The sequence below is a fragment of the Mucilaginibacter hurinus genome (assembly GCF_003324525.1).
Classification (GTDB): domain Bacteria; phylum Bacteroidota; class Bacteroidia; order Sphingobacteriales; family Sphingobacteriaceae; genus Mucilaginibacter; species Mucilaginibacter hurinus.
This window is the reverse complement of the sequence record NZ_QGDC01000003.1, coordinates 89,831-115,693: the sequence shown is the minus strand read 5'-3', so window position 1 is coordinate 115,693 and position 25,863 is coordinate 89,831. Positions and strand designations below refer to the sequence as shown.

Sequence of the window (25,863 nt, the reverse complement as noted above, 5' to 3'; positions counted from 1 at the left end):
GTGCTTACAATAAACACGGGCTTTTATGTTAGCACGCTTGCAATTAAAACTGCTCGAAAGCTGAGAAGTAAAAGCTGCCTTCAATTTGCGCATTCTCGTCAGAATCTGAACCGTGAACGGCATTAGCATCAATTGATTTAGCAAATAACTGGCGGATAGTACCTGCCTCAGCTTTACTAGGATCAGTAGCACCTATCAGTTTACGGAAATCTTCCACCGCGTTATCTTTTTCAAGGATAGCAGCTACTATAGGGCCTGACGACATGAATTTAACAAGATCGCCATAAAAAGGGCGCTCCTTGTGTACTGAATAAAACTCGCCTGCTTTTTCGGGAGTTAGCGAAGTGTATTTCATCGCTACAATTTTAAAACCGCCTTTGATGATATGATCTAAAATTGCGCCTATGTGCCCGTTTGCTACCGCATCAGGCTTTATCATAGTGAATGTTCTGTTAGTTGCCATTTTTAATGTGTTAATTTTTGCCGCGAAGGTACGGTTTATACCGCTATATTAAAAGAAATTTATGTTCCCGGCCGTGCAGTTGCTCCTATTTACTGCAAAAGTTAGTTTGTGAATTTATGGGAGGCACATTGGCTACTTTATTGTAATGCAAAATGAGAATTTGTAACAAACATCATCCGGCTCATAACTATTAAATTTAACATTTTTTAACATCTGCTAAAACGCCGCTAAATAGGGCTTTAAGGCCCTTTTTTTAACCATAATAGCCTTAGCTGACAATATTTACCCATAGTTAAAAATGTTTTACTGTATATATAACCACGCTATTGAAATTTATTATAGATTTGCAATCTTTTTAAAGTTAGGATGTTAGATATAGCCTCGGTTGCAGAACTTTTAGAGCAGCCCCGTAGAATTGTAATAACAACCCATCACAAACCTGATGGAGACGCTTTAGGTTCGTCGTTGGGCTTGTATAATTATCTGATACAAAAAGGACATCACGCAAAAGTTATCGTTCCTTCTGACTATCCGGACTTTTTGAGCTGGATGCCGGGCAATGAGGAAGTGATAATATACACCGATCATATACAAACTGCAGAAACTTTAATTGAAGAAGCCGAACTTATTTTTTGCCTTGATTTTAACACGCTGTCGCGTATTAATGAAATGGGCGAACGGGTTCGTAATAGCCATGCGGTAAAAATCATGATAGACCATCATCTTGATCCGGAGGATTTTGATGATTTCAGATACTGGGATATTAACGCCTGCGCGACAGCGCAACTGGTGTATGTTTTTATTGCCGATGCTTTGAATAACAAGGCTTTGATAAATAAAGACGTGGCTACTTGTTTGTATGCAGGCATCATGACTGATTCCGCATCGTTCAGGCTGCCAAAAACAACCGCAGAGGTACACATCATCGCTGCCGAGCTAATTAACGCGGGGGCTGTTAACTGGCGGATACATGAGTTGGTGTATAATAGCTCATCTGAAAACCGCTTGAGGTTTTTAGGACATTGCCTGAGCAATAAATTGGAAGTGTTAAATGAGTATAACACGGCCATCATTGCGGTTACTAAAGAGGAGATGCAACGGTTTCATACCGAAACCGGCGATACGGAAGGTGTGGTTAACTATGCGTTATCTATCGCAAACATACGGCTGGCTGCATTTATAGTTGAACGTACAGATGAAGTTAAATTATCTTTACGGTCAAAGGGAGACTTCCCGGCTAATGAAATATGTAAAAAGTATTTTAGCGGCGGCGGACATCGTAACGCGGCCGGCGGACGTTCAGACCAACCGCTTAACGAAGTGGTTGAACAATTTAAATCAATTTTACCAAGTTATAAAAAGTTACTAATACAATAAAAATGAAGAAAAACCTGATGATTTTAGGGCTTGCCGCAATAGGTTTGGCGAGCTGTAAAGGTGGATTTAAGGAAGCGCCGGGAGGCTTGCTTTATAATATACACACCGACAAAGAAGGACCGGTTCTGAAAGAAGGCGATTTTATGAGCGTAAACGTGGTTGCTAAAAACGACGCCGACTCTGTTATGATGAACACTTACGACTTAGGCAGGCCAATGCCATCGTTAATGCAAAAGCCGCAAAGCAAAGGCGACATTTACGCAGGTTTAGGTTTATTGAGCGAAGGTGATAGCGCTACTATTAAAGTAAATGCCGATTCGGTATTTACAAAAGACCAGCCTAAACCTCCGGGCTTTAAGGGCAAATACCTTGTTTACCAGATAAAAGTTGAAAAAGTAATAGCAAAAGGCAAGCTTAATGATACTGTGTTTAACGGCCGTATAAACGATTACCTTAAAACAGTGTCAGAAAATACTAAGAAAAGGGAGCCCGGAATATTGTCAAAATATGTTGCTGACAAAGGGTTAAAAACCACTACAACGCCGTCAGGCCTGCAGTATGTAATCACAAAGCAGGGTAGCGGGCCAAAAATTGCCGCTGGCGATACCGCGGTAGTAAACTACCTTGGCAAACTACCTAACGATAAAGTGTTTGATACAAGCATCAAAGAGGAAGTTACCAAAGCTCAAAGCAAAAAACTGTTTGTTGGTATGGCCGATCCTAACCGTAAATATGAGCCGATACGTATACCTGTTGGCGAAGGTCGTGTTATACAAGGATGGGATGAAGGTTTACAATTACTAAACAAGGGTGCTAAAGCTACTTTTGTAATCCCTTCAAACCTGGCTTATGGCGAACAAGGTGCTCAAAATATCATTCCGCCATTTATGCCGATAGTATTTGAGGTTGAGCTGGTTGATATAGTTAAGCCTAACCCTAACGCAGCAAAACCTATGGCTCCTCCGGTTTCACAGGCGCCTGCTAAAAAATAAATTTATTAACCAAGTCAAAGCCTCCTCCGTATAAGGGGAGGCTTTTTTATTATGAAGATATATTTAAACATTTTTGTGCTGCTGTTGGCATGTTTCAATGCAGGTGCCCAGCAAACTACCCCTAAAGGTGCAGCCTATACTATACTTACACAAAACACCGGCGAGAAAATAAAGCTGGGTGATGTAGTAACATTTAATATTGAGCAACGCACCGATAAGGATTCAGTATTATTCAGCACGTATGCAACTCAGCCTGTTAAAGCGCAGATAAAACCTTCGCAAATGGTAATGGATTTGATGGAGATATTCCCATTGCTTACCATTAACGACAGCGCGACAGTAAAAATTCCTGTCGACTCAATTTTTAAAGGAGCCGACGACCGTCGGCCGCCATTTTTAGCTAAGGGAGGCCAGATACTAACTACCCTTAAAATATTAAACGTACAATCGCTGGCTGATGCGATGGCGGAAAGAAATGCACAGCTTGAGAAAATAAAGGCCGCCGAGCTTGCTGATGCCGGCAGGTATATAACTGAAAAAAAGCTGAACCTTTTAACCAAATCGTCAGGTTTAAAATATCAGATAACTCAGCCTTCGGCTAAACGTAAGCCGCAAAACGGGGACACTGTTTTGGTGAATTATGTAGGCCAAACCTTAAGCGGTAAGGTTTTTGACTCAAGTATAGAAGAAGAGGCAAAACGAGCCGGGCTCAATCAGCCCGGGCGTAAGTACGAGCCTATTGAGGTAGTACTTGGCGAGGGTCGGGTTATAAAGGGGTGGGAAGAAGCACTATTGCTGCTTGGTGAAGGTGCTAAAGCCAAACTTCTCATCCCATCGCAGCTTGGCTATGGCGAACGTGGCGCAGGTGCAGACATTAAGCCCTTTAGTACGTTAGTGTTTGATGTTGAACTGGTTAAAGTAAAGCCCGGTAAAAAGGCGGCTGCCGCACCTGTAAAGGCATCAGCTAAAAAGACGGTGACAAAAAAGAAGGCAGTTACCCGGAAAACCCTGCCGGCTAAAAAGAAAAATTAAATTTAAAAGCCTTCCGCAATAAACCGGGAGGCTTTTTACTTTTGTTGTATGGTGTTAACGGATACGCATACCCATTTATATTATGAAACTGATCACGAAAAGTTAGAGGGCTTGATGCAGCGCTGCACAATGAATAATGTGGACAGGTTATTTTTGCCGAATGTAAACAGCGAATCTGTACCGCTTGTATTTGGGCTGGCTGATAGTTATCCCGGTAGCTGTTTTCCAATGCTGGGTTTGCATCCCTGCGATGTGAAAGAAGGTTGGGCTGATGAATGGCAAAAGATCCAGCACCTGGGTAGTGGTCGTAAAATATATGCCATTGGGGAAATTGGCATTGATTTGTACTGGGATAAGACTACCCTAAATCATCAAATAGACGCTTTTAGATTACAAATAAAGTATGCTAAAGATTTAAACCTGCCAATTGTTATACATTGCCGGGATGCTTTTACAGAAGTTTACAACGTTTTAGAACAAGAAGCCGACGATAGATTAAGAGGTGTTTTTCATTGCTTTACCGGCAATGCTGAGCAGGCCGGCAAAATAACCGCCTTGGGTTTTTACCTCGGAATTGGCGGTGTTGTAACTTACAAAAATGGGGGTATTGATAAAGTTATACCCCACATTGATATCAGGCATCTGGTTTTAGAAACAGATTCTCCGTATCTTACACCAGTGCCGCACCGTGGCAAACGCAACGAGAGTTCATACCTGCTTTACGTGGCGCAAAAGGTTGCGGATATTTATGGGATGGATGTTGAAACTGTAGCTGAAATAACTACCCGTAATTCAAAAGAGATTTTTGCCGTATAGATAAATATTAAATTAACAGAACCTATATTAATGAACCAGATACTAATCATCTATACCGGGGGGACGATAGGTATGATGAGTGATCCAGTTACCAAAGTACTTAAGCCGATTAATTTTGAGCAAATAATGGACAACGTTCCTGAATTGGAACGCCTGAACTGTAAAATTAAAGTCCACTCGTTTGCCAATATTATCGATTCGTCAAACATGAACCCCCAGGTATGGAGTGAACTTGCCGGCCTTATCAAGTCAAATTATGATTCGGTTGATGGTTTTGTAATACTGCATGGGTCTGATACAATGGCGTTTTCTGCATCGGCACTTAGCTTTATGCTTGAAAACTTGAGTAAGCCTGTCATCTTCACCGGATCGCAGTTACCTATTAGCGCGGTGCGCACCGATGCAAAGGAAAACCTGATGACTGCTATAGAGATAGCTAAAGCCAAAAAAAATGAGCGTTCGCGCGTTCCCGAAGTTTGTATTTACTTCGATTATAAACTTTTCAGGGGCAACCGCTCATTTAAGTACAACTCCTCTAAGTTTGAAGCATTTCGGTCTCCTAATTATCCCATACTGGCTGAATCGGGCGTACACTTGCGTTTCAGTGTAAACGACATACGCCAGGCAGCCGAGTTGCCTTTGGAAATACACAATGAACTCGCCAGCGATGTAGCAGTATTAAAACTATATCCGGGTATCAGTCCGAAAGTAGTTGAAACCATATTGTCATCTGATGTACGTGGTATAATAATGGAAACATATGGCGCAGGCAACACTACTACCGACGCCTGGTTTATAGATATGTTAAAGAGCGCGATTGACAGCGGAAAGGTAATATTGGATATTTCGCAATGTAAGGTAGGCACCGTTGAACTTGGCCGTTATGAAACCAGCAAACAATTAAAAGACATTGGTGTGGCTAACGGTTATGACATGACCTTTGAGGCAGCCGTAACCAAAACAATGTACCTGCTGGGCCAGTATAACGACGTGAAAAAAATAAATGAGTTACTTGAAACTGACCTGCGTGGTGAGTTAACCGTGTCCTAAAGAAATTCTTATATACCAAACGAATAACCTGCCTGATAAAAGTGCAGGTTATTTTTTTATAGACTTACCGCTAAACAATACATAATATTTAAAAAAATGGTGCGGGGTATCTATATAAATAATATATTAGGTGCAACTTTTAAAAATACAATTTAAAAGTATTGGCATTAACTGTTTTAGCAAAGCTTAATCAAGCTAAATTTGTGAGCCGATTGTGTTATAAACCAGGATTAATTTAATTGTAGGAACCCAAAATTTAGCATGCTTTTTACTGACGTTAACTTTGTATATTTTTTCCTGGTTGTATTTCTTCTTTTCTACTTAAAACCACTAAAAAAATATCAAACACATATTCTGATTTTTTCCAGTTTATTGTTTTACTATTTAAACAGTACCACTTTTCTTATTCTGTTGCTTTTCTCAGCTACAATGAATGTGGTATTCAGTTGGCTCATAACAAAGTCAGACAGCTTTCAGCGACGTAAGTTATATGTAACGTTAGGTATCAGCCTGAACGTTTTTATACTGGTGTTTTTTAAATACGGCCTTATGCTGGTATCAACCTTTACCGGCGAAACGTCAGATGTATATAATTTCTTCCTGATTATGGGGTTGCCTATAGGTATATCATTTTATACTTTTGAAGGTATCAGCCTTTTGTTTGATACCTATAAGGCCCGTAATGCTGCTAACTATGAGCCGCCAAATCAAAACTTTGTTACCCATTTTAAAGACGTATTTTTATTCATATCCTTCTTCCCGCATCTAATAGCGGGGCCAATTTTAAGGGCAAATCACTTTTTTCCGCAAATAGAAACTAAGTATTTAAAGAATATTAACTGGCAATACTGTTTCCGGAAGTTAATTTTAGGATACTTTCTTAAAATGGTGGTGGCTAATAATCTGCAATATTTTACAGTATGGCTGCAATCGCCGGCTATGGATAATCAATCGTCGTTAACTTTATTTGTGTTAATATTGGGTTTCACTTTTCAGTTATTCGCTGACTTTGCCGGGTACTCCTATATCGCGTTAGGCCTTGGTGGCCTGTTTGGTTACCAGCTGGAAGAAAACTTCAATTATCCTTTCGTGTCATCGTCGTTGAGCGAATTATGGAGCCGGTGGCATATTACGTTATCGTCGTTTTTGCGTTATTACGTCTTCACCAATCTCCTTGGCGGTGGCCGCGGCGGAAAAGTGGCATCATTATTCAAAATATTTATTACGATGGTGATAGCCGGTTTATGGCACGGATCCAAATGGTCTTTTGCCATATGGGGTTCTATACATGGCAGTGCGCTGGTGATTGAGCACGTAGTGAAGAAAAATACTAAAAAATGGGGCTTTACCAGGGCTCGCAATATACTGGGATGGGTAATATCATACTTTTTTGTGATTGTGCCTTGTATGGCGTTATTTAGATTTCCGACCCTGCAGGGTGCAATTGATTATGCTATACTATTTGTAAATAATACTGAGTTTGCAGATAATTATCTCCTTATTACCTACCTGTGTCTCTATTCGTCGCCAATTGTGGTGATGCACTTATTGTACAAGTACAAAGAGACGTCGCCCGTGAGATGGTTATTTTCAAAAGGCGAGTACCTGGTATACGGCACAATGTTGTTTTTTATTGTAATTAACAGCTCACAGTCATCACCATTTATATATTTTAATTTCTAAGGTATATGATTTTCAGATCGATATTATTTGCTGTGGTTGCCTTGTTATTATATGCTGCATATGTAGCTTACGGAAATTCGTCGCCTAAAGCACAGCATACCTGGCAAGAAAATATTATACGTACACAAGAGTATATTTATTCAGATTCATTACTGAAGTGCGACGTGGTATTGGGAACTTCGTTAACAGACAAGGTGAACAAGGATAGTTTGCCGAAAGGCGTTTATATGCTTACTTACCCCGGATTTTCGGTTTGGGATGGTTTGGAAGTGGTTAAAAAAGCACACGGCAAACCTAAATACCTGTTTATTGAGCAAAACGCTATATTAAAACCTGCTAGCCCAAATTTTGAGGATTATATTTTTAATGAGCTAAATTACTACAGCAAAAAGCACATTCCGATTTTACAGGATGCATACCAGCCGGTAGGGCAAATAGCCGATTGGGTAGATTGGCATAGCCAGCCACGTGTACGTTTTTTCAGCAATTATATTTTTAACCCGGTACTGAGAGTTTTTCAGGGTGATACTATTAAAACCATAGATGCATCCGAACATTACGAGCAAATGCGCAAGTTGCGTAACGCAGTAGATACCGCAATTGTGCGTGAAACTTTTACCCGTCTTAAAAAGGAGGTAGACGCGTTGCAAAGTAAGGGTACAATAGTGTATTTTTTTGGTACCCCGGTGCATAAAGAGGTTTACTTTAACGATCAGAGCAAGGCTATACGTGCAGCATTTAAGCAATATATGCCTGCCGGCCAATACCATTATTTGCCCGATGTTAACATAGCGGAATACGTAACCATCAGAGACCAGATACATCTTAACAGTGAGTCGGCCAAGGATTATACCCGTGTGCTTGCCAGGCAGATAGCAGAAGCACGCCAAAATAAATACTAAATTTATCACTGCTTTCACAAGTCAAAGCATTACCGTGGAAGTTAAATAAGCGTTTAAGATGCCCGAGGTATCAGTAATAATACCCAATTATAATCATGCACATTACCTTGAGCAGCGCATAAATAGTGTACTCTCTCAAAGCTATACTGATTTTGAGGTGATTATTTTGGATGATCGTTCAACTGACAACAGCCGTGATATTATTGAAGGATACAGGAACGATAAGCGCATTAGTAAAATTATCTTTAATGATATAAATAGCGGCGGTCCCTTCGGCCAGTGGGAAAAGGGTATAACGGCGGCAACCGGTAAATGGGTATGGATAGCCGAAAGCGACGACTATGCTTCATCCGAATTTTTAGACACTCTTTTAAAACTCGCAAAAAGGCATGCCGGAGCAGGAATAATCTTTGCAGGGTCGCATTGGGTAGATGATAATGGCGAAATCAAAGACGATCTGTCAGTACACAAGCAATCCTTTTACAGGGCAGGCACCGAAGAAATAAAAAGATTTATGTGCTGGCAATGTTCCATACAAAATGCCAGTTCGGCAATTATACGCCGGGATCTGGCAGCAGGTGCAATTAGAGGTCTGTCGGGCTACCGCGCCTGCGGCGACTGGATATTTTACACGCGCATACTGCATTACGCCGGTTTAGTGCACACCAGCAATAAGCTTAACTACTTTAGGTGGTACCATAATAATATATCCAATGCTGCAAAAAGCAAAGGCTACTGGTTAACAGAAGGTATACAAGTGTTGAATAACATTGATATAAAAAATGTGAAATTTAACGTGTGGGAATTTACCAGGATGGCTAAATTTTGGTCAGGTATGATTTGGCGTTCGCAGGGCAGCCCAAAAAAAGAACTTAATGTGCTAATGAACATGGTAATGCGATATTTAGGACTAACTAAAGCAGCCCCGCATGAGTAACAGCGTGTGTGTTGTTATACCGGTGCATAGTGCCGCTCCTGAATATTACGAGTTGATATCCTTTCAGCAATGCTTTAATATTTTGGGTAAGCACCCCATCTACGTTGTTGCACCTGAGGGGTTAGATTTATGCGTATATAAAGCATTGATACCTACATTTAAGGTAGTGTATATCAATAAGAAATGGCAGTCGAGTAAGTTGAATTATAACAAGCTTAAAATGAGCCAATATTTTTACAACTTATTTAAGCAGTATACTTACCTGTTAACGTATGAACTGGATGCTTTTGTATTTACCGATCAGTTAAAGTATTGGTGTGACAAAGGTTATGACTATATAGGCGCTCCCTGGTTTGACCATGCGCCGGCTAACGAAGCCAAAATGTTGGGTGTAGGTAATTCTGGTTTTTCATTGCGTAACATCAAAACTATGCAGCAGTGCCTTAAAAAGGTTTACTACGTTGATCCAACAAAGCATTCGGTTTTCCGGAAGCAGAAGTTTATAATGAAGCTGAAAGGGCCGATATTTAAACAGCTGCGCAGATTATCAAAGTTGAAAAGTTTACTATATAAGGAAAATGCTACCATACAAAAAGCCGGTTTTTTATTTGAAGATAAAGTTGTGTTTGAGTTTATGGCACCAGCATTTCCTGAGTTTAAGCTGGCACCAGCAGATGAAGCATACAAGTTTAGCTTTGAAGTAAACGCGCCCCTGCTTTATGCCAAAAACGGAGAAAAACTGCCGATGGGGTGCCATGCATGGTGGTTGTACGACCTTGAGTTTTGGAAACCTTTTATTGAAAGTTATGGGTACAAACTATAATATTCAATTTTCAGTAATTATACCATCGTTTAACAGCGCAGATACAATTGCAGCGTGTATCGAAAGCATACTATCGCAATCATTTCAGGATTTTGAAATATTGCTTATCGACGGCCTCTCTACAGACGATACCCTAAACATTGCCCAATCTTTTAATAACCCCAGAATACGGATTACGTCCGAAAAGGATTCCGGAATTTATGATGCGATGAATAAGGGGGTTAACCAAGCTAAAGGTAACTGGCTTTATTTTTTAGGAAGCGATGACGCATTGTTTGATAACACCATTTTATCCCAAATTAACAATATTATAGTAGCTGATAAGTTAGTAAAGATCATTCACGGCGATGTTGTAACTACAGCCGGCACAACCGAGCGGTATGAGAATTATAACTTTTGGAACCTTGTTATCGACAGGTGTATCTGTCATCAGGCTATTTTTTACCATCGTTCGCTTTTTGAGGGCCGGTTATATGATACCCGCTTTAAAATGGCAGCCGATTGGGATTTCAATCTTAAAGTGTTTGCGGACCGGGTAACATCGGTATATGTACCGCTTGTTGTCGCAAAATTTAGTACCGATGGCGTAAGCGGCAATTGGATGCAACACCCCGAATACCTTGCCTATTTTGCCGACAGGAAAAAATTAGTATCTAAATATAAAGGGAACAGTTATTTACCTTATTATTATATCAGCAAAGTGCTGCGTAAAATACGATCAAAGCTGTTTTAATGGATGTATCTGTAATTATACCCTACTATAATGCCGGTAATTATTTACCAGATGCTATTAACAGCGTACGACCGTTGCTGCAACGGGATGATTTTGACTGCGAAATAGTTATCTGTGATGATGGCTCTACTGAAAGCTATGCCATTGAAGTGCTCAAAAATTTACAGGAGGAGGGTATAGCAAAAATAATACACCAGGTTAACAAGGGCCCTGCTGCGGCGCGTAATACCGCAGTTAAAAATTCTACGGGCAAGTACCTGGTATTTTTAGATAGTGACAATAAAATAAGGGAGCGGCTTGTTGAAAAAGGAATAGAGATACTTGGCAATAACAAAGGCGATGTGGTATACGGTAATGCCGCTTTTTTTGGTGAATCGGCAAAGCCGCTTTTTACCCAGGGCGAATTGAATGTGCCGTTACTAATGGCGCGTAACTACATTGATATGTGTGCTATTGTGCGTCGTGAAGTGTGGGAAGTTACCGGCGGATTTGATGAGGGTGAGGAATTGCGCAAAGGCCAGGAAGACTGGGATTTGTGGCTGCGTGCCGTAAAAGCAGGTTTTAAATTTTACTACTTAAATGAAACTGTGTTTGACTATCGTGTGCGCGCCGCATCATTAACTAACGACGACAGCCTAGAGCGATATAACAGCGCCCGCGAATATATTTACAGTAAACATCCGGATTTTTTTAAAGAATCGTTTTTTTGGCTGAGCGACCAGTTGCATGCTTACCAGCAGGATAAACGCAGGCCGGTCAGATCCTTTTTTAAATACTTGTATCTAAAGTATCTAAAAAAATAACCCGGCTAACCCTGGCAGTTCAGTCGCTTATGAATGGTATCTTATAATCTGGGGCGTTGTATTAACAGGCTTTATTGTATCTTAAACATGCCGTACTTCAAAATGCAGTATATCGCCCTGAAACCATCGCGCCAGCCTATCTTTTTACCCTCTTCGTAAGTACGGCCATAGTAAGATATACCTACCTCATATATTCGTATTTTAGGTACGCGGGATATTTTGGTTGTTACCTCCGGTTCAAAACCAAACCGGCGCTCCTTCAACTCAATCCCCTGTAATATTTTGGTGTTAAATAGCTTATAGCACGTCTCCATATCCGTCAGGTTAAGATTGGTGCACGCATTTGACAGAGTAGTTAAAAACTTGTTGCCTATTGTATGCCAGAAAAATAATATCCGGTGTGGATTACCACCCATAAACCTTGATCCGAATACAACATCGGCAAAGCCATCGGTCACCGGTTTAAGCAGCAGGTTAAATTCCTGCGGATCATACTCCAGGTCGGCATCCTGTATAATCAGGTATTCACCGCTCGCTTTACTTATTCCTGTATGCAATGCTGCGCCCTTGCCCTTATTTACTTCATGAGCATAGTATTTGATATCCAGGTCGGGGTTAGTGGTTATATAATTTTTAATAGCCTCTTCGGTATTATCACGCGAGCAATCATTAACTATAATAACTTCTTTAGCTATGTTATTAATAAGCGTTACCTGCTTTACCTTATCAAGAATAAAATGGATGGTACGGCCTTCGTTATAGGCAGGTATAATAATAGAAAGTTTGGAGATTTGCATCAGTAAATACAGGTTACAATAGTGTTGTAAGTTAAATATTTTAACACTATTTATATAAAAATATATAGATATTATCGGGAGTTATATTATTATACACTCTTCCGTTAAATTCTATGGTTTTTAAGTTGGTTGTTGTTGATACGATACAGTCAGGTACTATCACCTTTGCTGGTATAGATTTTGAAAAATTATTTACATTAATATGCACCGGCCGTAGGGGGCGGCGATAGCACTCAACAAAAAGTGGATATTGCCAATCATCCACGCCTAAAATAAGGCCAATGTTACTAAAGCCTGCCGTATTTATAATTTCGTTTATCTCTTTATACTCGCCATAACTTTCCGGCTTAGTGGCAAAGTATTTCTGGAAACGCTCTTGTTTTAATTTTTGCAACTTAAGTGGCCTTGTCTCGTTACCTGCTACTACTGTTATACTATAAAGCAGTATAAATGGAAGCAAAACACTAAAAACTTTTGTATAAACCTTACTCACACTCAAAGCAAAGCAAATTAAAGGCACAAATAGTATAAACATGGGCAAATGTAACCTGGAGTGCCATGGCTGCCATTTAAGGTAGCCGCAAAAAACTATTAACTGTATGAATAGTATAGTAAATAAAATACCGACTATAAGAGGGAGCCGCCGTTTGTATGTGTTTTTAATAAGCACTATTACACAACCTGATATTAAAATAAGATGATAGAGGTTGGGGGCACTGTCTTCCTGTGTAGCCAGCGTGTGGGTACTGTATGGTATATTGCGGTAGTTAACCGCAGGGTCGTTAATATCAACTTCCACCGCCTTGTGTATTTTGTGAAGTACAGTATCAGTTGCAGCCGCCAGATAGCCGGTATATTTTATGCCTGTGTGCAGGGCGCCGTTTTTTACAATGTTTGAGAGTAGTAATACCGGAGACATGCGTTGATTGGCATAGTGTTGCGATTCTTCCTTATCGACACCTAAAATATTGCCGGTAAGTTGGTAATTCCGGTAATATCCGGGAGCGGTAAATGCAATGATAAAGGCAGGTATGGCTAAAGCAAAAACAAGGTGAGTTAGCTGCCGTGTTTTGTAGTAGTTAGTAAGTACAATTATAGCTAATAACAATAACACGGGTGCCAGGTAAATATAAGCTGTCCCTTTACTAACAAGTGCGAGCGCAGCAGCCGTTCCGGTAAAACAGTAATACTTTAAACTATTTTCCTGAATGGCTTTATATCCAAAAAAGCAGCTTGTTAGTAAAAAAAATGATACAACAATATCATTTTGCGTGCTTGATGCCTGCAGTAAAAACTCAGGGATGGTAATACAAACCACAACTGATAAAATTTGGTACCAACGGTTTAATTTTAATTGTTGAGTTAAAGCAGCTATGGAAACCAACACAAAAAGCCCAAAAAATAACTGAACAGAATTTGAAAAGTAGTCAGCACCGTTTAATACGTTAAAATGCAGTATAACATATTCTGCAAAGGGCGGTTGATATAATTGCCGGGTAATATGTGTTTGAAAAGCGTCTACCGAATTGTTGCTTACCCAGCTGGTTATCCGGCCAAGATGATATGTCATGGAGTCCCAGTTATTGGGCGGATATATCACGCCTTGCACAAATACAATGAATAACAAGCCGGCTGAAAAATATATAAATAGCTTTTGCCAGATTGTAAAACGTTCCCAGTTGAATTTTATCTTTTGTCCATATTTATCCAGCAGGTGTTGTAACCTGCTTTTATTGATAAATAAATTAACCATACAGATCAGGGTGGCAATGATCCATGCAACCGATAGTCCACCAAAATGTAAAAGCTTTAAGCCGCTTAGTAACTCAGTGATAAAAAGCAGTGTGCCGCAAAATACCAATACACCCTCTAACAGAATGCTTCTTTTACTAGCCCTGTCATGCGTATATAAAGCCAGGTTAAGCAATATGGCAATAAAACAAACCGGGAGTATGATTATTGCCATAGTATAACAAATTGCATGTAAACAAACTCGTTATTAGTCTCTGCGGCTTTCTACAGTATATACAAAGCTATCGGCACGGTAATAACCTAAATTGTACTCAATAGGTCGGTCGGCCTGGTCATACACAAAGCGTTTTCTGAGCAGGATGGGGCTGCCTAATTCGGTATCAAGTTTTTGCGATATTAGCTTATCTGCTGCGCGCGCGCTAATTTCTTCTTTTGATAACTGGGCAATAACCAGGTGGTCTTTTTCCAACACTTCATATAACGGGCGTGTAAAATCCTCTTCACCAGTTAAGCCCACACGTGGATGAAAGTAGGATACAAAGTAAACAAAAGGACCTTCGCTCCGGCCACGTAAACGCTCAAGTTTCAGTATCTTTTTATCCGTTTTTATCTCGAAAAAGTTAGCTATTTTTTCTTCAGGAAATACCCAGCTTAAGTGTAGTTCAAAGTTTTTAATGGGAATTCCCCTGGCCTTCATTTCCTGCGAAAAGCTAAGCCAGTTCATTGATTTTGAACTTACTGATGGTTGTGCTACTTTGGTGCCTACGCCTTTTTTGCGCGTAAGTAAGCCTTCGTAAACAAGTTTGTTTAAAGCCTGGCGCAAAGTTGTACGCGAAATAGCCAGCTGCTTTGATAGGTTAACCTCGTTTGGTAAAAATTTCCCCCCTTGGTATTGTGGGTCGTCAATTAATTCGCGTAGTAAATTTTCTGCTTGTATATGTAATGGAATAGGACTCTTATGGTCAATCTTAAACTGCATGGCTGGTTGATGAAAATATAAATAAAACTACAAAAAATATCAATAATAGATACAATCGGGGCAAACATATAACAAAATATAATTCAGTACAAATGCATGTTGCTATGTATATACAATAATTTAAAAAAAATCAATATAATTGCGCCTTTAATGTCCTGGTCAAAGTATAACAAAGGCCATTCAGTTTTATAAAAGCTATTTTAATGAAAACAAAATTCGCCTATTCATGCACCTTGTTATTAATGTTCTGCTCAATATGTTTAGCTGGCAAGCCTGATACAAGCCTTACATCTATAAAATTTACAGTTAGTGAAGCGCCTGAATGGACGGCATTATTTAATCGTGATAAAGGATGGCTGGGGGCCGATGGTGTTTTCGCGCTTCCGTTTAACGGGATTGATAGGCAGCTATCGGCCACAGACAGCACGATGCTTATATTCAGCGATACGGTAATTGGCGAGATAGTTGACGGAAAATTAAAACCCGGGCATAAATGGGTGAATAATACGGTTGCCATTATTAAAAACCGCAAGCCCAAAAAGGAAACCACGCAATTTAAATGGCACACTACCAATGACGGTAAGCCGGGGACTTTCTTTGTACCGAATACACCGAATGCAAAAAAAGGTGATTTTTACTGGCTTGGCGATGGTTTTTACAATGCAGAACTGAAGCATACTTATATTTTTGGCTATAGGGTGCATATTTTCGGCAAGGGTCATTTTGATTTCGCTACTACCGGAAATGCCCTGATAGCAATACCTGAGGGAAGCAAGCCACCGTTTAAAAATCACCGTCAGATAGAAACTCCACTGTTTTTCCCTGCAGATAGTGCAAATAAAGTAGGGTATTTTGGTTCGGCAATTTTAGCAAATACAGTTTCGGCAGGTGTACCCCATCCCGATGGTTATATATATGTTTATGCCATAAAAGGCCTTGAGAAGCGTGTGCTGGTAGCACGTGTACTGCCAAATAATTTTGAAAAGTTTGATACCTGGCGTTTTTGGGACGGAAAAGATTGGGGCACTGACATCAAAGCAGCGGCGCCTATCGCCGACCATGCGTCTGACGAGTTAAGCGTTACTCCGCTCACCGACGGACGGTATTTAATGATCTCGCAAATTAAAGGCATAAGTCCTGAAATAGGTATGAGGCTGGGCCGCAGCCCTGCCGGGCCGTTCGGGCCAATTATAAAGGTTTGGGATTGCAAAGATGTACTGCTTGAAAACGGATTTTACTCGTACAATGCAAAAGCGCACCCGGCGCTTTCAAAACCCGGCGAACTTTTAGTGAGTTTTAACGTCAATTCCTTCAACTGGACCAACGACGTAAAAAAACATCCCAACTTATATCGTCCAAGATTTATTAGGCTTAAATTTGACTGATATTTATTCATTCTTATCTAAACATGAAAATCAAATTTTTTATAGCCTTTCTTTTATTTGCCGGAGAATCAAATAGCCGGAACCTTTTTGCCAAATGCGCAAGCGCTGATACAACTGGTTTCACCGTCGCCAACCTGTTTCAAAGCAATATGGTGGTGCAGCAAAATAAGCCTTATGCTATATGGGGTAAAGCTGCGCCCGGTACAAAAGTAACTGTAAAAGCCGACTGGGCCACCAGGCAGGGCGAGGCAGTTGCAGATAGCAGCGGTGTATGGAAAACCTCAGTAAAAGTTCCGAAAGCAGTTCCGGGCGATTTTAAACCGCATACATTGGTTATAACTAACGGCGGTAAAACAGTTACGCTTACTAATATTTTAATAGGCGAAGTGTGGCTGGCCAGCGGACAATCAAATATGCAAATGGCACTTAAGGGCGATAAAGAAAAAAAAGATAGCGGGACCGAAAATTGGGAAAACGAAGTGCCTAAGGCCACTTTTCCGAATATCCGGTTCTTTTACACCACCCTTAACTTTGGCGCTACACCTTATGATTATGTAAAAGGGAAGTGGGTAGTGTGCAACCCTGAAACTGCGGGTAGCTTTAGCGCAGTGGCTTATTATTTTGCCAGCGAAATACATAAAAACACTAAGTTGCCCGTAGGCATTGTATTGTCAACAATAGGGGCGTCAACCGGGCAGGCATGGACAAGCCGCAAGGTGTTGGAATCAGACACGATTTTATATAACAAATATTTAAAAAGTTACGATGAGAGCCCCAAATCAAAGGAAGTGATTGACGGTGGATTCTCCTTTGAAAAAGTTACGCGGCCAACACTGCTTTACAATGCTATGATTGCCCCTGTTGCCGGCTTAAGTATTAAAGGCTTTATATGGTACCAGGGCGAGTTTAACCGCAACGATAAAAATAAATATACCCGCCTGCTTACTGCTATGATAAAGGGCTGGCGCAAAGATTTTGGCCAGGGCGATTTACCTTTTTATTTAGTACAGGTACCATCATACTGGTGGAATAACGAAGATCCGGCTGCTTTTGATTATGCTGTTTTTCGTGAAGCTCAGTCTAATGTGCGCAAGTTGAAAAATACCGAAATGGTGGTCACCACAGATGATCCTGATGCGCCGCGTAACTTACACCCGCGCCGCAAAAAACCTATCGGGCTGCGGTTGGCACGTATAGCCTTAAACAAAAATTATAAGCTGGCTAATATTCAGTACCTGGGGCCGCAACTAAATAAAGTAAAAATAGATGGTAGCAAAGTTATTGTTAGCTACCATTCCAAATCGCTGGATGGCGGACTGACGACGTTTGATAAAAAAGCGCCGCGTGAATTTTTTATAGCCGGTGCCGACCAGGTGTTTCACCCGGCCAAGGCTGTAATTGAAGGTGATAAAGTGATATTGACGTCAGACAAGGTTGCTGTACCGGTAGCGGCGCGCTACGCCTTTACAAATACAGCTATTACCAATTTTCAAAATAAAGCAGGCCTGCCGGCCGAGCCTTTCCGTACCGACGATTGGGCTGATGATGGCAGCGGCGAAAAGATAAAAGTTGATTATAAACGACTAAACGAGGAGTTATGAAATATAAATTAGTACTAGCGCTATCGCTATTTGCCAGTACCGCCGCAATGGCGGGAGCCGACAACATCGCGCCGCAGGCGAAAGCCACAGCATCAAGCACGCTGAATTCTAAATTCGCGCCCCAAAATGTTACCGATGGCATAATTGGTGTTATGGGTAAGGGCCAATGGGCTTGCGAAGGTGTAACCACTGATTGGGGATACATTCGTTTCCCATGGTTAAAGCTGGAGTGGGAGCAGCCACAAAGCATCAATAAAATTGTACTGTACGACAGGCCTGAACTAGACGAGTACACCGCAACGGTGAAAATGGAATTTAGCGACGGCAGCATAGTTTGGGTTAACCGCATGGCTAATGATGGGACAGCCAACCTGGTTAACTTTAGTCCGCGTACCGTAAAATGGGTAAAATTCGTATTTTCGGACGGTAACGGGAAAGACCTGGGGTTCTCTGAAATCGAAGTATTCCCCTCATCGAAGCAATACAAAGATTACATAGCGTGGGTAGATCCATACATTGAGACGAACCGCGGTCGTGATATATTCTTTATTACCGGCGCAAGGCCATTCAGCCTGGCGAGCGCGGCGCCCTATACACGAAACAAAAATCAAAATGGTGGCGCTTACAATTATAACGAAGATTCGATATTAGGCTTTAACCAGATACACGAGTGGATGATAACCGGTATTGACGTAATGCCGGCCCCCGGAAGCGTAAATCCGTCGAAAGGTGTGTCAGCGTGGAAGTCAAAATTCAGCCATGACGATGAGATAGTACAGCCGGGTTACCAACGCGTGTACCTGCGCGATCATAAAACCTGGACAGAATTTACGGCTACCGATCGTGTCGTCTTCTACAGGTTTACTTACACGCAGGATATGGAAGCGCAACTGCTGACCATATTAAATGGCCATGTAATAAACAGCCGCATGTCAAACGTATTGCTTAAGAAGATAAGCGATAAAGAATTTGAAGGATCTCTCAGTTCAATAAACAGGTATTGGGGTGGCCCGAAAGATGTAAAGATATTCTTTAATATCAGGTTTGATAAGGCAGCCAAATCAATAAAGGGGTGGGCCGGCAACAGGCATTCTGAAGATTTGAGCAGCATACGAGGCGACAGCGCAGGCGTAGCTGCCCTGTATGATGTAAAGGCTGGCGATCAGTTGATGATGAAGATAGGTTTATCTTATACCAGCACCGCTAACGCCAAAAATAACCTTGAGGTTGAGTGTAATACCTGGGATTTTGATAAAGTGCGTAATGAAACCCGTGCCATTTGGAATGAGTGGTTGGGACGTATGCAAGTAAGTGGCGGCACTACTGAGCAAAAGGTGAAATTTTATACTGATCTATGGCACGTGCTGCTGGGTCGCCATATGAATAACGACGTAAATGGTGATTACCCGGATAACACAGCCGGGAAACGCGACGGCAACTTTACAGACAATATATTTAAAGTAAAAACTTTGCCTAAACGCGCCGATGGCAAGCCAAAGTACAATATGTATAACTCAGATGCTTTCTGGCTTACCCAATGGAACCTTAACGTGCTTTGGGGATTGGCGTGGCCTGAGGTGCAGGACGAAATGTCGGCATCCATGTTGCAATATGCCGAGAACGGGTACAAAATACCGCGGGGTCCTGCGGGTGGTGGCTACTCATATATCATGACCAGTTGCCCTACTACCAATCTTATTGTAGGTACTTACCAAAAAGGTTTGCTCACCAAATATGACATTAATACCGCTTTTGATGCCGTAAAACGTAATGCCATGCCCGGCGGTATGCTGGGCGACAGCGCAAGTATAGATTTTTATACTGCAAAAGGCTGGTGGCCGGGCAACGCCGGAATTACTGTCGAGGCAGTTTTTCAGGATTTTGCGATAGCGCAGATGGCCAAAAAATTAGGTAAGACAGAAGATTACAACTTCTTCATGAAACGCTCACAAGGCTGGAAAAACCTGTACAATCCTGAGCAAAAGCTGTTGTTCCCTAAAGATAAGAATGGCAAATTTACCCATACTGACGGTTTAAGCGGAGCAGGTTGGATAGAATCCAACGCCTGGCAGGCAACATGGTGCGTATCACATGACATACCTGGCCTGGCTAAATTAATGGGTGGCAACGATGTGCTGGCAGGCAAGCTTAACCATGCTTTTGAAATGGCCGCGCCGAGTGATTTTGTGTTCGATTACAGCCACGGCTATATTAGCTATGCTAATCAGCCGGGTTTGAGCGATGCGCACGTGTTTAATTACGCAGGTAAGCCATGGTTAACCCAGTACTGGGTGCGCAAAGTGCAGGAGAAAGCTTACGGCGGTACCACACCTGACATCGGCTACGGCGGTCAGGATGAAGACCAGGGCCAGATGGGTGCTTTAAGCGTATTAATGTCAATAGGCTTATTTAATCTGCAGGGTAATGTGGCAACCACGCCTGTATATGACATAACCAGCCCGATGTTTGATAAAGTGGTTATTAAGCTTGACCCCAAATATTATCCGGGAAAGGAATTTGTGATAACCGCATACAACAACTCACCTAAAAATACTTATATACAAAAAGCCATGCTTAACGGGAAGCCGTTAAACAAATTCTGGTTTACGCATGCCGAATACGCTAAAGGTGGCAAATTAGAAATATGGCTGGGTCCTAATCCCAACAAGGCATGGGGCGTAGCCGGGTTGCCGGTAGCTAATTAGATCGCAGAATTTATACGATTTAATTTACTCCACTGGTTAAAGCGATGACAACCTTAAAGTTGTCATCGCTTTTTATTACTACTCACCTCCGCGTCATTGCTGAGTAAGAGCGCGGTATCTATTTAACAAGTATTACGGATAAGGTTACAGAGATTGCTTCGTGAAAGCAAGATGTTTTTAATGATTTGCTCAAACTCAAAAATACATTCTACTGTTTAAATAGTAATTAATGATATTTGCCCCTTATAATTGCTGCAACTATGGTACGTCTGTCTGTTAATATCAATAAAATAGCCACACTTCGTAACTCACGGGGCGGGAACAACCCCGATCTGATAAAAGTTGCACTTGATTGCGAGCGTTTTGGCGCGCAGGGCATTACCGTTCATCCCCGGCCCGATGAGCGGCATATCCGTTATGATGATGTGCGGGTGCTTAAAGAAGTTTTAGCTACTGAGTTTAATATTGAGGGTAACAGCCGCGAAAGAAAATTTGTAGACCTGGTGCTGGCGAATAAGCCCGCTCAGGTAACGCTGGTGCCCGACGAACTCGGTCAAATTACATCAAACCATGGCTGGGACACAGTTGTGCACCAGGAGTATTTAAAGGACGCTATAGCTGAATTTAAAGAAGCAGGCATACGCGTATCAATATTTGTTGACGCCGTGCCTAAAATGGTTGAAGCAGCTGCTACAACAGGCACTGACCGAATAGAATTATATACTGAAAACTATGCCCGTCATTACCATAAAGGCAAGGAATTGGCGATAGCGCCATACATAGAGACTGCCAATATTGCCAACAGCGCCGGACTCGGAATTAACGCCGGGCACGATCTTGATTTGCAGAACCTTGCTTTTTTTGGAGCCAATCTGCCCGGCTTACTTGAGGTAAGCATAGGGCACGCTTTAATATCAGATGCATTGTATTATGGTTTGGAAAGCACGATAAAACAATACCTGAAACAGCTTAATTAGCTCAAAGTTTCAGAATACGGGAGACGTTGATCTGTATCGGGGGCAGGGTTCTTTTTACCGATGCCTATTTTTGCCAACAGTGCTTTTGCTTTATCTACCACATTGGTAACAGTGCCTTCGTCTATAAATCCGGCTGCTTTTTGTGATACAAGGCCTACAAGTCCCTTAACGATGAAGTTCGACTTCTTAAACAGGGTTTTGTTAAGTACAAAAGGTAATGCAACCCTTGATATCATACCAACAAAATTTTGCTTCAAACCACCCACTGATGATGGCCCCCCAAATGCAGATGATATAGTTCCAAATATAGCCGACGGGCTATTAAACCGAAGTTTCAGTTTCTCCCCCTGCTGCTGCTTAGCAATTTCAAGCCTTGCTATCTCGGTCCGCAGATCGTCGATATTTTTTATATATGTGCTTGTCATTTGCTGTTATGATTTAAAGATTTTTTTAATAAAGCTGTTAACAATCGGTTTTTCAATGCTCGGCTTAGCTGCAAGCAAAATGATTACTATCAAAAGATAGAACGCTGTAACAATGCCAAATCCCTGCCAGTATGAACCCAGTACTTCCGCTAGATATAGCGCAAGTGTTAAGTTAAGGAAAATGAAAGTTATTAAGCCAACTATAGATATCACCAATAGTACAATAACGCTTGCCACGGCTGATGTGCTCTGTTCAATCGCTTTATACTTTATCAGGGTGATACGTGTTTCTACGTATTCTTTTAACTGATCAATTACTGATTGTGTAGTTTCCTTTTGCTCTTCCATAGGGTAAATAGAGCCCCCGGTTAATAACCGGGGGTGGGATATAAATTACTAATTTATTATGCGTGCTCCAGGTCGTCCTGGTATTCCTCTTCGGCGCCTTTTATTTTGGTTTTGATGCTATCAACCACACGGTCTTTAAGTCCAACCAGGTTATCTATTTCGGCTGCGGCGGTATCTTTAATTGAATCACCTAGATTTTTTAAAGAATCTGCAAGCTTATCGCGAGTTTCAGTTCCTTTTTCGGGCGCGAACAGTAAACCCAAAGCTGCTCCTGCCGCTAATCCGGCCAGCAAGGCAACAACTACTTTTGTGTTATCATTCATATCATATTAATTTTTAAGTTGAATAATTGTTTTAAAAAATAGCTTAAATATCCTGCCAAAAACATCCGTACTGCCAAAATTGCGTTAAAGTTGTTTATTATTTAACTGGTTTTTAACAATTTAGAATCACAGGTTATGCAAAATAAAAAATTATCATTCCGGACCTGTTCGTATTCGCTCCAGCCTGTCTGCAGCCATGCGGTTGGTTTGGTAAATTTCAAGCAATAATAAAAAATAGGACAGTAGCAGCGGTCCAAAAACCAGCCCCAGAATTCCAAATAACGGCAACCCTATAAACACACCTATAACCGATATAAGCGGGTGTGTATTGGCAATACGCTTATTGATATACATGCGTAAAACGTTATCAACGTTCCCAATAAATAAAACACCGTACAGCAGCAGGGCTATCCCCTTAAAAGTTTCGCCGTCGGCCATTAGTATAATGCTGGCAGGTATAGTAAGCGTAGGCGCACCAACTACTGGTAAAAACGAGATAAAAGTCCCTATTACACCCCAAAATATAGGGTCGGGTATGCCGGCCAGATAAAAGCCGTTGGCCAATAGAGCGCCCTGCACCACCGAAACTATACCCTGCCCAAGTACGTTTGAATAAGTAGAGTGCCGTAATTCAACGGCAAATTTTAACGCATGCTGCTCACGGAATGGGGCATACCTTAACAAGCCGGCCTCAAACGATCGCATTTGCACAAACATGAAATACAAAATAAAGTACATAAACAGCAGCACCACGATGATGTTAGCAGCACCGCCTAAAATAGAGGGAAAAAGATTCGTAGCATACTCGCTGAACTTTTGTGTGATATCATCCGCAAAATGCGGCTGGTTAAGATTTGACCCAGCAAATTGATCCAGCTTTTGCAACCATTTTTCAATAGGGAATGTGTTACTGTTAAGCGAAGCTATCTTATTGATAATCATGAAGCTTAACAATAAGAAGGGGATTACAATAACGATGAGCGAACTAAAGATAATAAGCAGGGCGACAAATGGCCCGTTCCATCCTTTTTGTTCTACCAGGTACATATACCGGGCCCTGAACACGGTGTAAAGTACCACCGCTCCTAAAATAGAGCTGAACAAACCGCTAAGGGCGTAAACCAAAAAACAGCCAAGTAAAATAATGCTTACCAGTATAATATTATTGCGCTGTTTATAACTAAAAATCGACATGTGAGGCAGCTGAAAATGACTACCATTTAAAGCAAAAAAATGTCAAAAAGTTTGATAGACGAATAATAAAATTCCAGAAACTAGTTACCGCTCAGGGTTTTGGAGTAATGCTTCAATTTTTTTGCAGGCCGTTTGTATGGTTTCGATATAGAATTTACAGTCTTCAGACTGGCAGCCTTCCTCGTGCTTAAGCTCTGAAAGGCATAGCTGAATATTTGATAATTGGTTATTAATGTCGTGCCTTAACATTACCAGGCTGTCGTGTTCGGTATCTCCGCTCATACTTACTTGCCTACATTAATTGCTTTCATTTTGTTATAAAGCGTTTTGCGGTCTATTTTTAAAATTTCTGCAGCTTTGGTCTTGTTAAAGTTAACCTCGCGTAATACCCTTAAAATAGTTTCGTACTCTGCTTCAAGCGCCGCATTTTTGAGGTCATGTTTATTCTCTCTTACTTCGGGCGCAGCAGTTGGTATTGCCGGGCTGTCAAATACAGGAATCTTATAATTGGATATTTCCAGAGGTAAGGCTTTCAACTGTACTTCTTCACCTTCGGTAAGCAAAGTAGCCCGCCTCACAATATTTTTAAGTTCGCGTATATTACCCGGCCAGCGATAGTTCATAAAGCACTCTACCACTTCCGGCGAAAAGGCAGTTACATTACGGCTCAGTTCCTCATTGGCCATCCGTAAAAAGTGTTCCGCCAGCAGCATAATATCGGTGCCGCGTTCCCGAAGCGGTGGCATAAAAATACTGAACTCATTAAAGCGGTGGTATAAATCTTCCCTAAAGCGGCCCTTTTGTATGCCATCCTGCAAGTTTTCATTGGTAGCAACAATGATGCGTACGTCAAGGTCTATTTCTTTTGTACTGCCTATCCTTTTTACTTTTCTTTCCTGTACGGTGCGTAGTAACGCGGCTTGGATATCGTATGATAAATTACCTACTTCATCTAAAAATAAGGTGCCCCCGTTGGCCATTTCAAAGTGGCCTATCTTGGTATATAGCGCCCCCGTAAATGATCCCTTTTCGTGGCCAAAAATTCACTTGCGGCAAGTTCTTTGGTTAGCGAGCCGCAGTCCATAGCAATAAAAGGCTTGTTTTTGCGCGGACTGCTTAAATGTATGCTTTTGGCAGCAGCCTCTTTACCGGTGCCGCTTTCACCTAGTATAATAACGCTGTAATTTGTAGGCGATACCAACTCAATCTGCCTCACTAACTCTTTGGATGCGCGGCTGCCCCCTACCACAAACTCACCCGCCATTACCTGCTTTTTGCTTTTGCTGCCGGTTGCTTCAGGTACAATGGAGGTGTTCTCTTCTTCCTCCAGCAATGCATGCTGGGTTTCAATGGCCTTGTTAATGGTGTTTAATATCTCGTCCGGGTAGAGTGGTTTGGTTATATAGTCGTAAGCGCCCATTTTAATGAGCTCTACAGCCATCTTGATATCCGAGTAACCTGTTATAATAATAACGCCGGTTTTAGGGTAATTGATCTTAATATTACGCAGCATTTCGCGTCCGTCGGTGTCATCAAGCCTGTAATCACATAGTACAAGGCTAAATTCATTGTTTTTTAAACAATCCATACCGGCCGCGCCGTTTGATGCAGTAGCTACATCAAACCCATTACGTGTCAAAAACTTTGACAGCAACAAAGCAACGTTAACTTCATCATCAATGATGAGGATCTTCTTCATATCGGCAAATTACTACAAAAATAGGTAAACGTTGTCCATTTCGCGCTGGGTAACAATATTAATCAAA

The 25,863-nt window shown here is 41.4% G+C and carries 24 protein-coding genes and 1 pseudogene; 15 read left to right on the top strand and 10 right to left on the bottom strand.

Annotated features, from left to right (window positions below; genetic code table 11):
• Nucleotides 1-43 precede the first annotated feature (43 nt).
• Entirely contained in the window at nt 44-463 is a 420-nt protein-coding gene (locus DJ568_RS06280; protein ID WP_114004414.1) for a nucleoside-diphosphate kinase, read from the bottom strand.
• Between the two features lie 366 nt (nt 464-829).
• Here DJ568_RS06280 and DJ568_RS06275 point away from each other — a divergent pair, with 366 nt between their 5' ends.
• The 11 genes from DJ568_RS06275 (at nt 830) to DJ568_RS06225 (ending at nt 11,611) form a co-directional block, all read left to right on the top strand.
• On the top strand, nt 830-1,840 hold the full coding sequence (locus DJ568_RS06275) for a DHH family phosphoesterase (RefSeq protein ID WP_114004413.1): 1,011 nt from the start codon (nt 830-832) through the stop codon (nt 1,838-1,840).
• Nucleotides 1,841-1,842: 2 nt separating this feature from the next.
• Complete coding sequence (locus DJ568_RS06270) at nt 1,843-2,832, top strand: FKBP-type peptidyl-prolyl cis-trans isomerase (RefSeq protein WP_114004412.1); 990 nt, start codon at nt 1,843-1,845, stop codon at nt 2,830-2,832.
• 51 nt (nt 2,833-2,883) lie between these two features.
• Entirely contained in the window at nt 2,884-3,864 is a 981-nt protein-coding gene (locus DJ568_RS06265) for an FKBP-type peptidyl-prolyl cis-trans isomerase (protein ID WP_114004411.1), read from the top strand.
• Between the two features lie 48 nt (nt 3,865-3,912).
• Nucleotides 3,913-4,680: a TatD family hydrolase gene (locus tag DJ568_RS06260; RefSeq protein WP_114004410.1), complete on the top strand. Its 768-nt coding sequence runs from the start codon at nt 3,913-3,915 to the stop codon at nt 4,678-4,680.
• Between the two features lie 30 nt (nt 4,681-4,710).
• Nucleotides 4,711-5,730: an asparaginase gene (locus DJ568_RS06255; protein ID WP_114004409.1), complete on the top strand. Its 1,020-nt coding sequence runs from the start codon at nt 4,711-4,713 to the stop codon at nt 5,728-5,730.
• 261 nt (nt 5,731-5,991) lie between these two features.
• Nucleotides 5,992-7,413: an MBOAT family O-acyltransferase gene (locus DJ568_RS06250; protein WP_114004408.1), complete on the top strand. Its 1,422-nt coding sequence runs from the start codon at nt 5,992-5,994 to the stop codon at nt 7,411-7,413.
• Nucleotides 7,414-7,418: 5 nt separating this feature from the next.
• The gene (locus tag DJ568_RS06245) at nt 7,419-8,315 is read left to right on the top strand and encodes a hypothetical protein (RefSeq protein ID WP_114004407.1); all 897 of its coding nucleotides are present in this window, start codon (nt 7,419-7,421) and stop codon (nt 8,313-8,315) included.
• Nucleotides 8,316-8,373: 58 nt separating this feature from the next.
• Nucleotides 8,374-9,252 (top strand): glycosyltransferase family 2 protein, encoded by an 879-nt coding sequence (locus DJ568_RS06240; RefSeq protein WP_114004406.1) that lies wholly within the window; start codon nt 8,374-8,376, stop codon nt 9,250-9,252.
• A complete protein-coding gene (locus DJ568_RS06235) occupies nt 9,245-10,075 on the top strand; it encodes a DUF5672 family protein (protein WP_114004405.1) in 831 nt (276 codons plus the stop codon). The genes DJ568_RS06240 and DJ568_RS06235 overlap by 8 nt, the downstream gene beginning before the upstream one ends.
• Nucleotides 10,059-10,808, top strand: coding sequence for a glycosyltransferase family 2 protein (locus tag DJ568_RS06230; protein WP_158534884.1), 750 nt, complete (start codon nt 10,059-10,061; stop codon nt 10,806-10,808). Before DJ568_RS06235 ends, DJ568_RS06230 begins: the two co-directional genes overlap by 17 nt.
• On the top strand, nt 10,808-11,611 hold the full coding sequence (locus DJ568_RS06225; protein ID WP_114004403.1) for a glycosyltransferase family 2 protein: 804 nt from the start codon (nt 10,808-10,810) through the stop codon (nt 11,609-11,611). Before DJ568_RS06230 ends, DJ568_RS06225 begins: the two co-directional genes overlap by 1 nt.
• A 71-nt stretch (nt 11,612-11,682) precedes the next feature.
• Here the strand turns inward: DJ568_RS06225 and DJ568_RS06220 are convergent, their stop codons facing one another.
• The 3 genes from DJ568_RS06220 to DJ568_RS06210 are packed head-to-tail and all read right to left on the bottom strand — an operon-like array spanning nt 11,683 to nt 15,139.
• Complete coding sequence (locus DJ568_RS06220; RefSeq protein WP_114004402.1) at nt 11,683-12,408, bottom strand: glycosyltransferase family 2 protein; 726 nt, start codon at nt 12,406-12,408, stop codon at nt 11,683-11,685.
• A 46-nt stretch (nt 12,409-12,454) separates the two neighbouring features.
• Nucleotides 12,455-14,374, bottom strand: a complete 1,920-nt coding sequence (locus DJ568_RS06215) for an ArnT family glycosyltransferase (RefSeq protein WP_114004401.1) — start codon at nt 14,372-14,374, stop codon at nt 12,455-12,457.
• A gap of 33 nt (nt 14,375-14,407) precedes the next feature.
• Nucleotides 14,408-15,139, bottom strand: a complete 732-nt coding sequence (locus DJ568_RS06210) for a GntR family transcriptional regulator (protein ID WP_114004400.1) — start codon at nt 15,137-15,139, stop codon at nt 14,408-14,410.
• A gap of 203 nt (nt 15,140-15,342) precedes the next feature.
• Between DJ568_RS06210 and DJ568_RS06205 the strand changes: the two genes are divergently transcribed.
• The 4 genes from DJ568_RS06205 to DJ568_RS06190 all read left to right on the top strand — a co-directional run bounded on the left by DJ568_RS06205 (nt 15,343) and on the right by DJ568_RS06190 (nt 21,807).
• Nucleotides 15,343-16,524: a DUF4185 domain-containing protein gene (locus DJ568_RS06205; RefSeq protein WP_114004399.1), complete on the top strand. Its 1,182-nt coding sequence runs from the start codon at nt 15,343-15,345 to the stop codon at nt 16,522-16,524.
• Nucleotides 16,525-16,547: 23 nt separating this feature from the next.
• Nucleotides 16,548-18,125 carry a sialate O-acetylesterase gene (locus DJ568_RS06200; RefSeq protein WP_114004398.1) on the top strand — a complete coding sequence of 526 codons (1,578 nt, stop codon included), beginning with the start codon at nt 16,548-16,550 and terminating at the stop codon, nt 18,123-18,125.
• Nucleotides 18,122-20,830 carry a GH92 family glycosyl hydrolase gene (locus DJ568_RS06195; RefSeq protein ID WP_114004397.1) on the top strand — a complete coding sequence of 903 codons (2,709 nt, stop codon included), beginning with the start codon at nt 18,122-18,124 and terminating at the stop codon, nt 20,828-20,830. The genes DJ568_RS06200 and DJ568_RS06195 overlap by 4 nt, the downstream gene beginning before the upstream one ends.
• A 260-nt stretch (nt 20,831-21,090) precedes the next feature.
• Nucleotides 21,091-21,807 (top strand): pyridoxine 5'-phosphate synthase, encoded by a 717-nt coding sequence (locus tag DJ568_RS06190; protein WP_114004396.1) that lies wholly within the window; start codon nt 21,091-21,093, stop codon nt 21,805-21,807.
• Here the strand turns inward: DJ568_RS06190 and DJ568_RS06185 are convergent.
• The 6 genes and pseudogenes from DJ568_RS06185 to DJ568_RS06160 form a co-directional block, all read right to left on the bottom strand.
• Nucleotides 21,804-22,232: a hypothetical protein gene (locus DJ568_RS06185; RefSeq protein ID WP_114004395.1), complete on the bottom strand. Its 429-nt coding sequence runs from the start codon at nt 22,230-22,232 to the stop codon at nt 21,804-21,806. The genes DJ568_RS06190 and DJ568_RS06185 overlap by 4 nt on opposite strands.
• A 6-nt stretch (nt 22,233-22,238) precedes the next feature.
• Nucleotides 22,239-22,580 carry a phage holin family protein gene (locus DJ568_RS06180; protein ID WP_114004394.1) on the bottom strand — a complete coding sequence of 114 codons (342 nt, stop codon included), beginning with the start codon at nt 22,578-22,580 and terminating at the stop codon, nt 22,239-22,241.
• A gap of 56 nt (nt 22,581-22,636) precedes the next feature.
• Nucleotides 22,637-22,903, bottom strand: a complete 267-nt coding sequence (locus tag DJ568_RS06175) for a YtxH domain-containing protein (RefSeq protein WP_114004393.1) — start codon at nt 22,901-22,903, stop codon at nt 22,637-22,639.
• Between the two features lie 153 nt (nt 22,904-23,056).
• Nucleotides 23,057-24,097, bottom strand: a complete 1,041-nt coding sequence (locus DJ568_RS06170; RefSeq protein WP_114004392.1) for an AI-2E family transporter — start codon at nt 24,095-24,097, stop codon at nt 23,057-23,059.
• An 84-nt stretch (nt 24,098-24,181) separates the two neighbouring features.
• Nucleotides 24,182-24,379 carry a hypothetical protein gene (locus DJ568_RS06165; protein ID WP_114004391.1) on the bottom strand — a complete coding sequence of 66 codons (198 nt, stop codon included), beginning with the start codon at nt 24,377-24,379 and terminating at the stop codon, nt 24,182-24,184.
• A 2-nt stretch (nt 24,380-24,381) separates the two neighbouring features.
• Nucleotides 24,382-25,796 (bottom strand): annotated as a pseudogene (locus tag DJ568_RS06160) (sigma-54-dependent transcriptional regulator).
• Nucleotides 25,797-25,863: the final 67 nt, after the last annotated feature.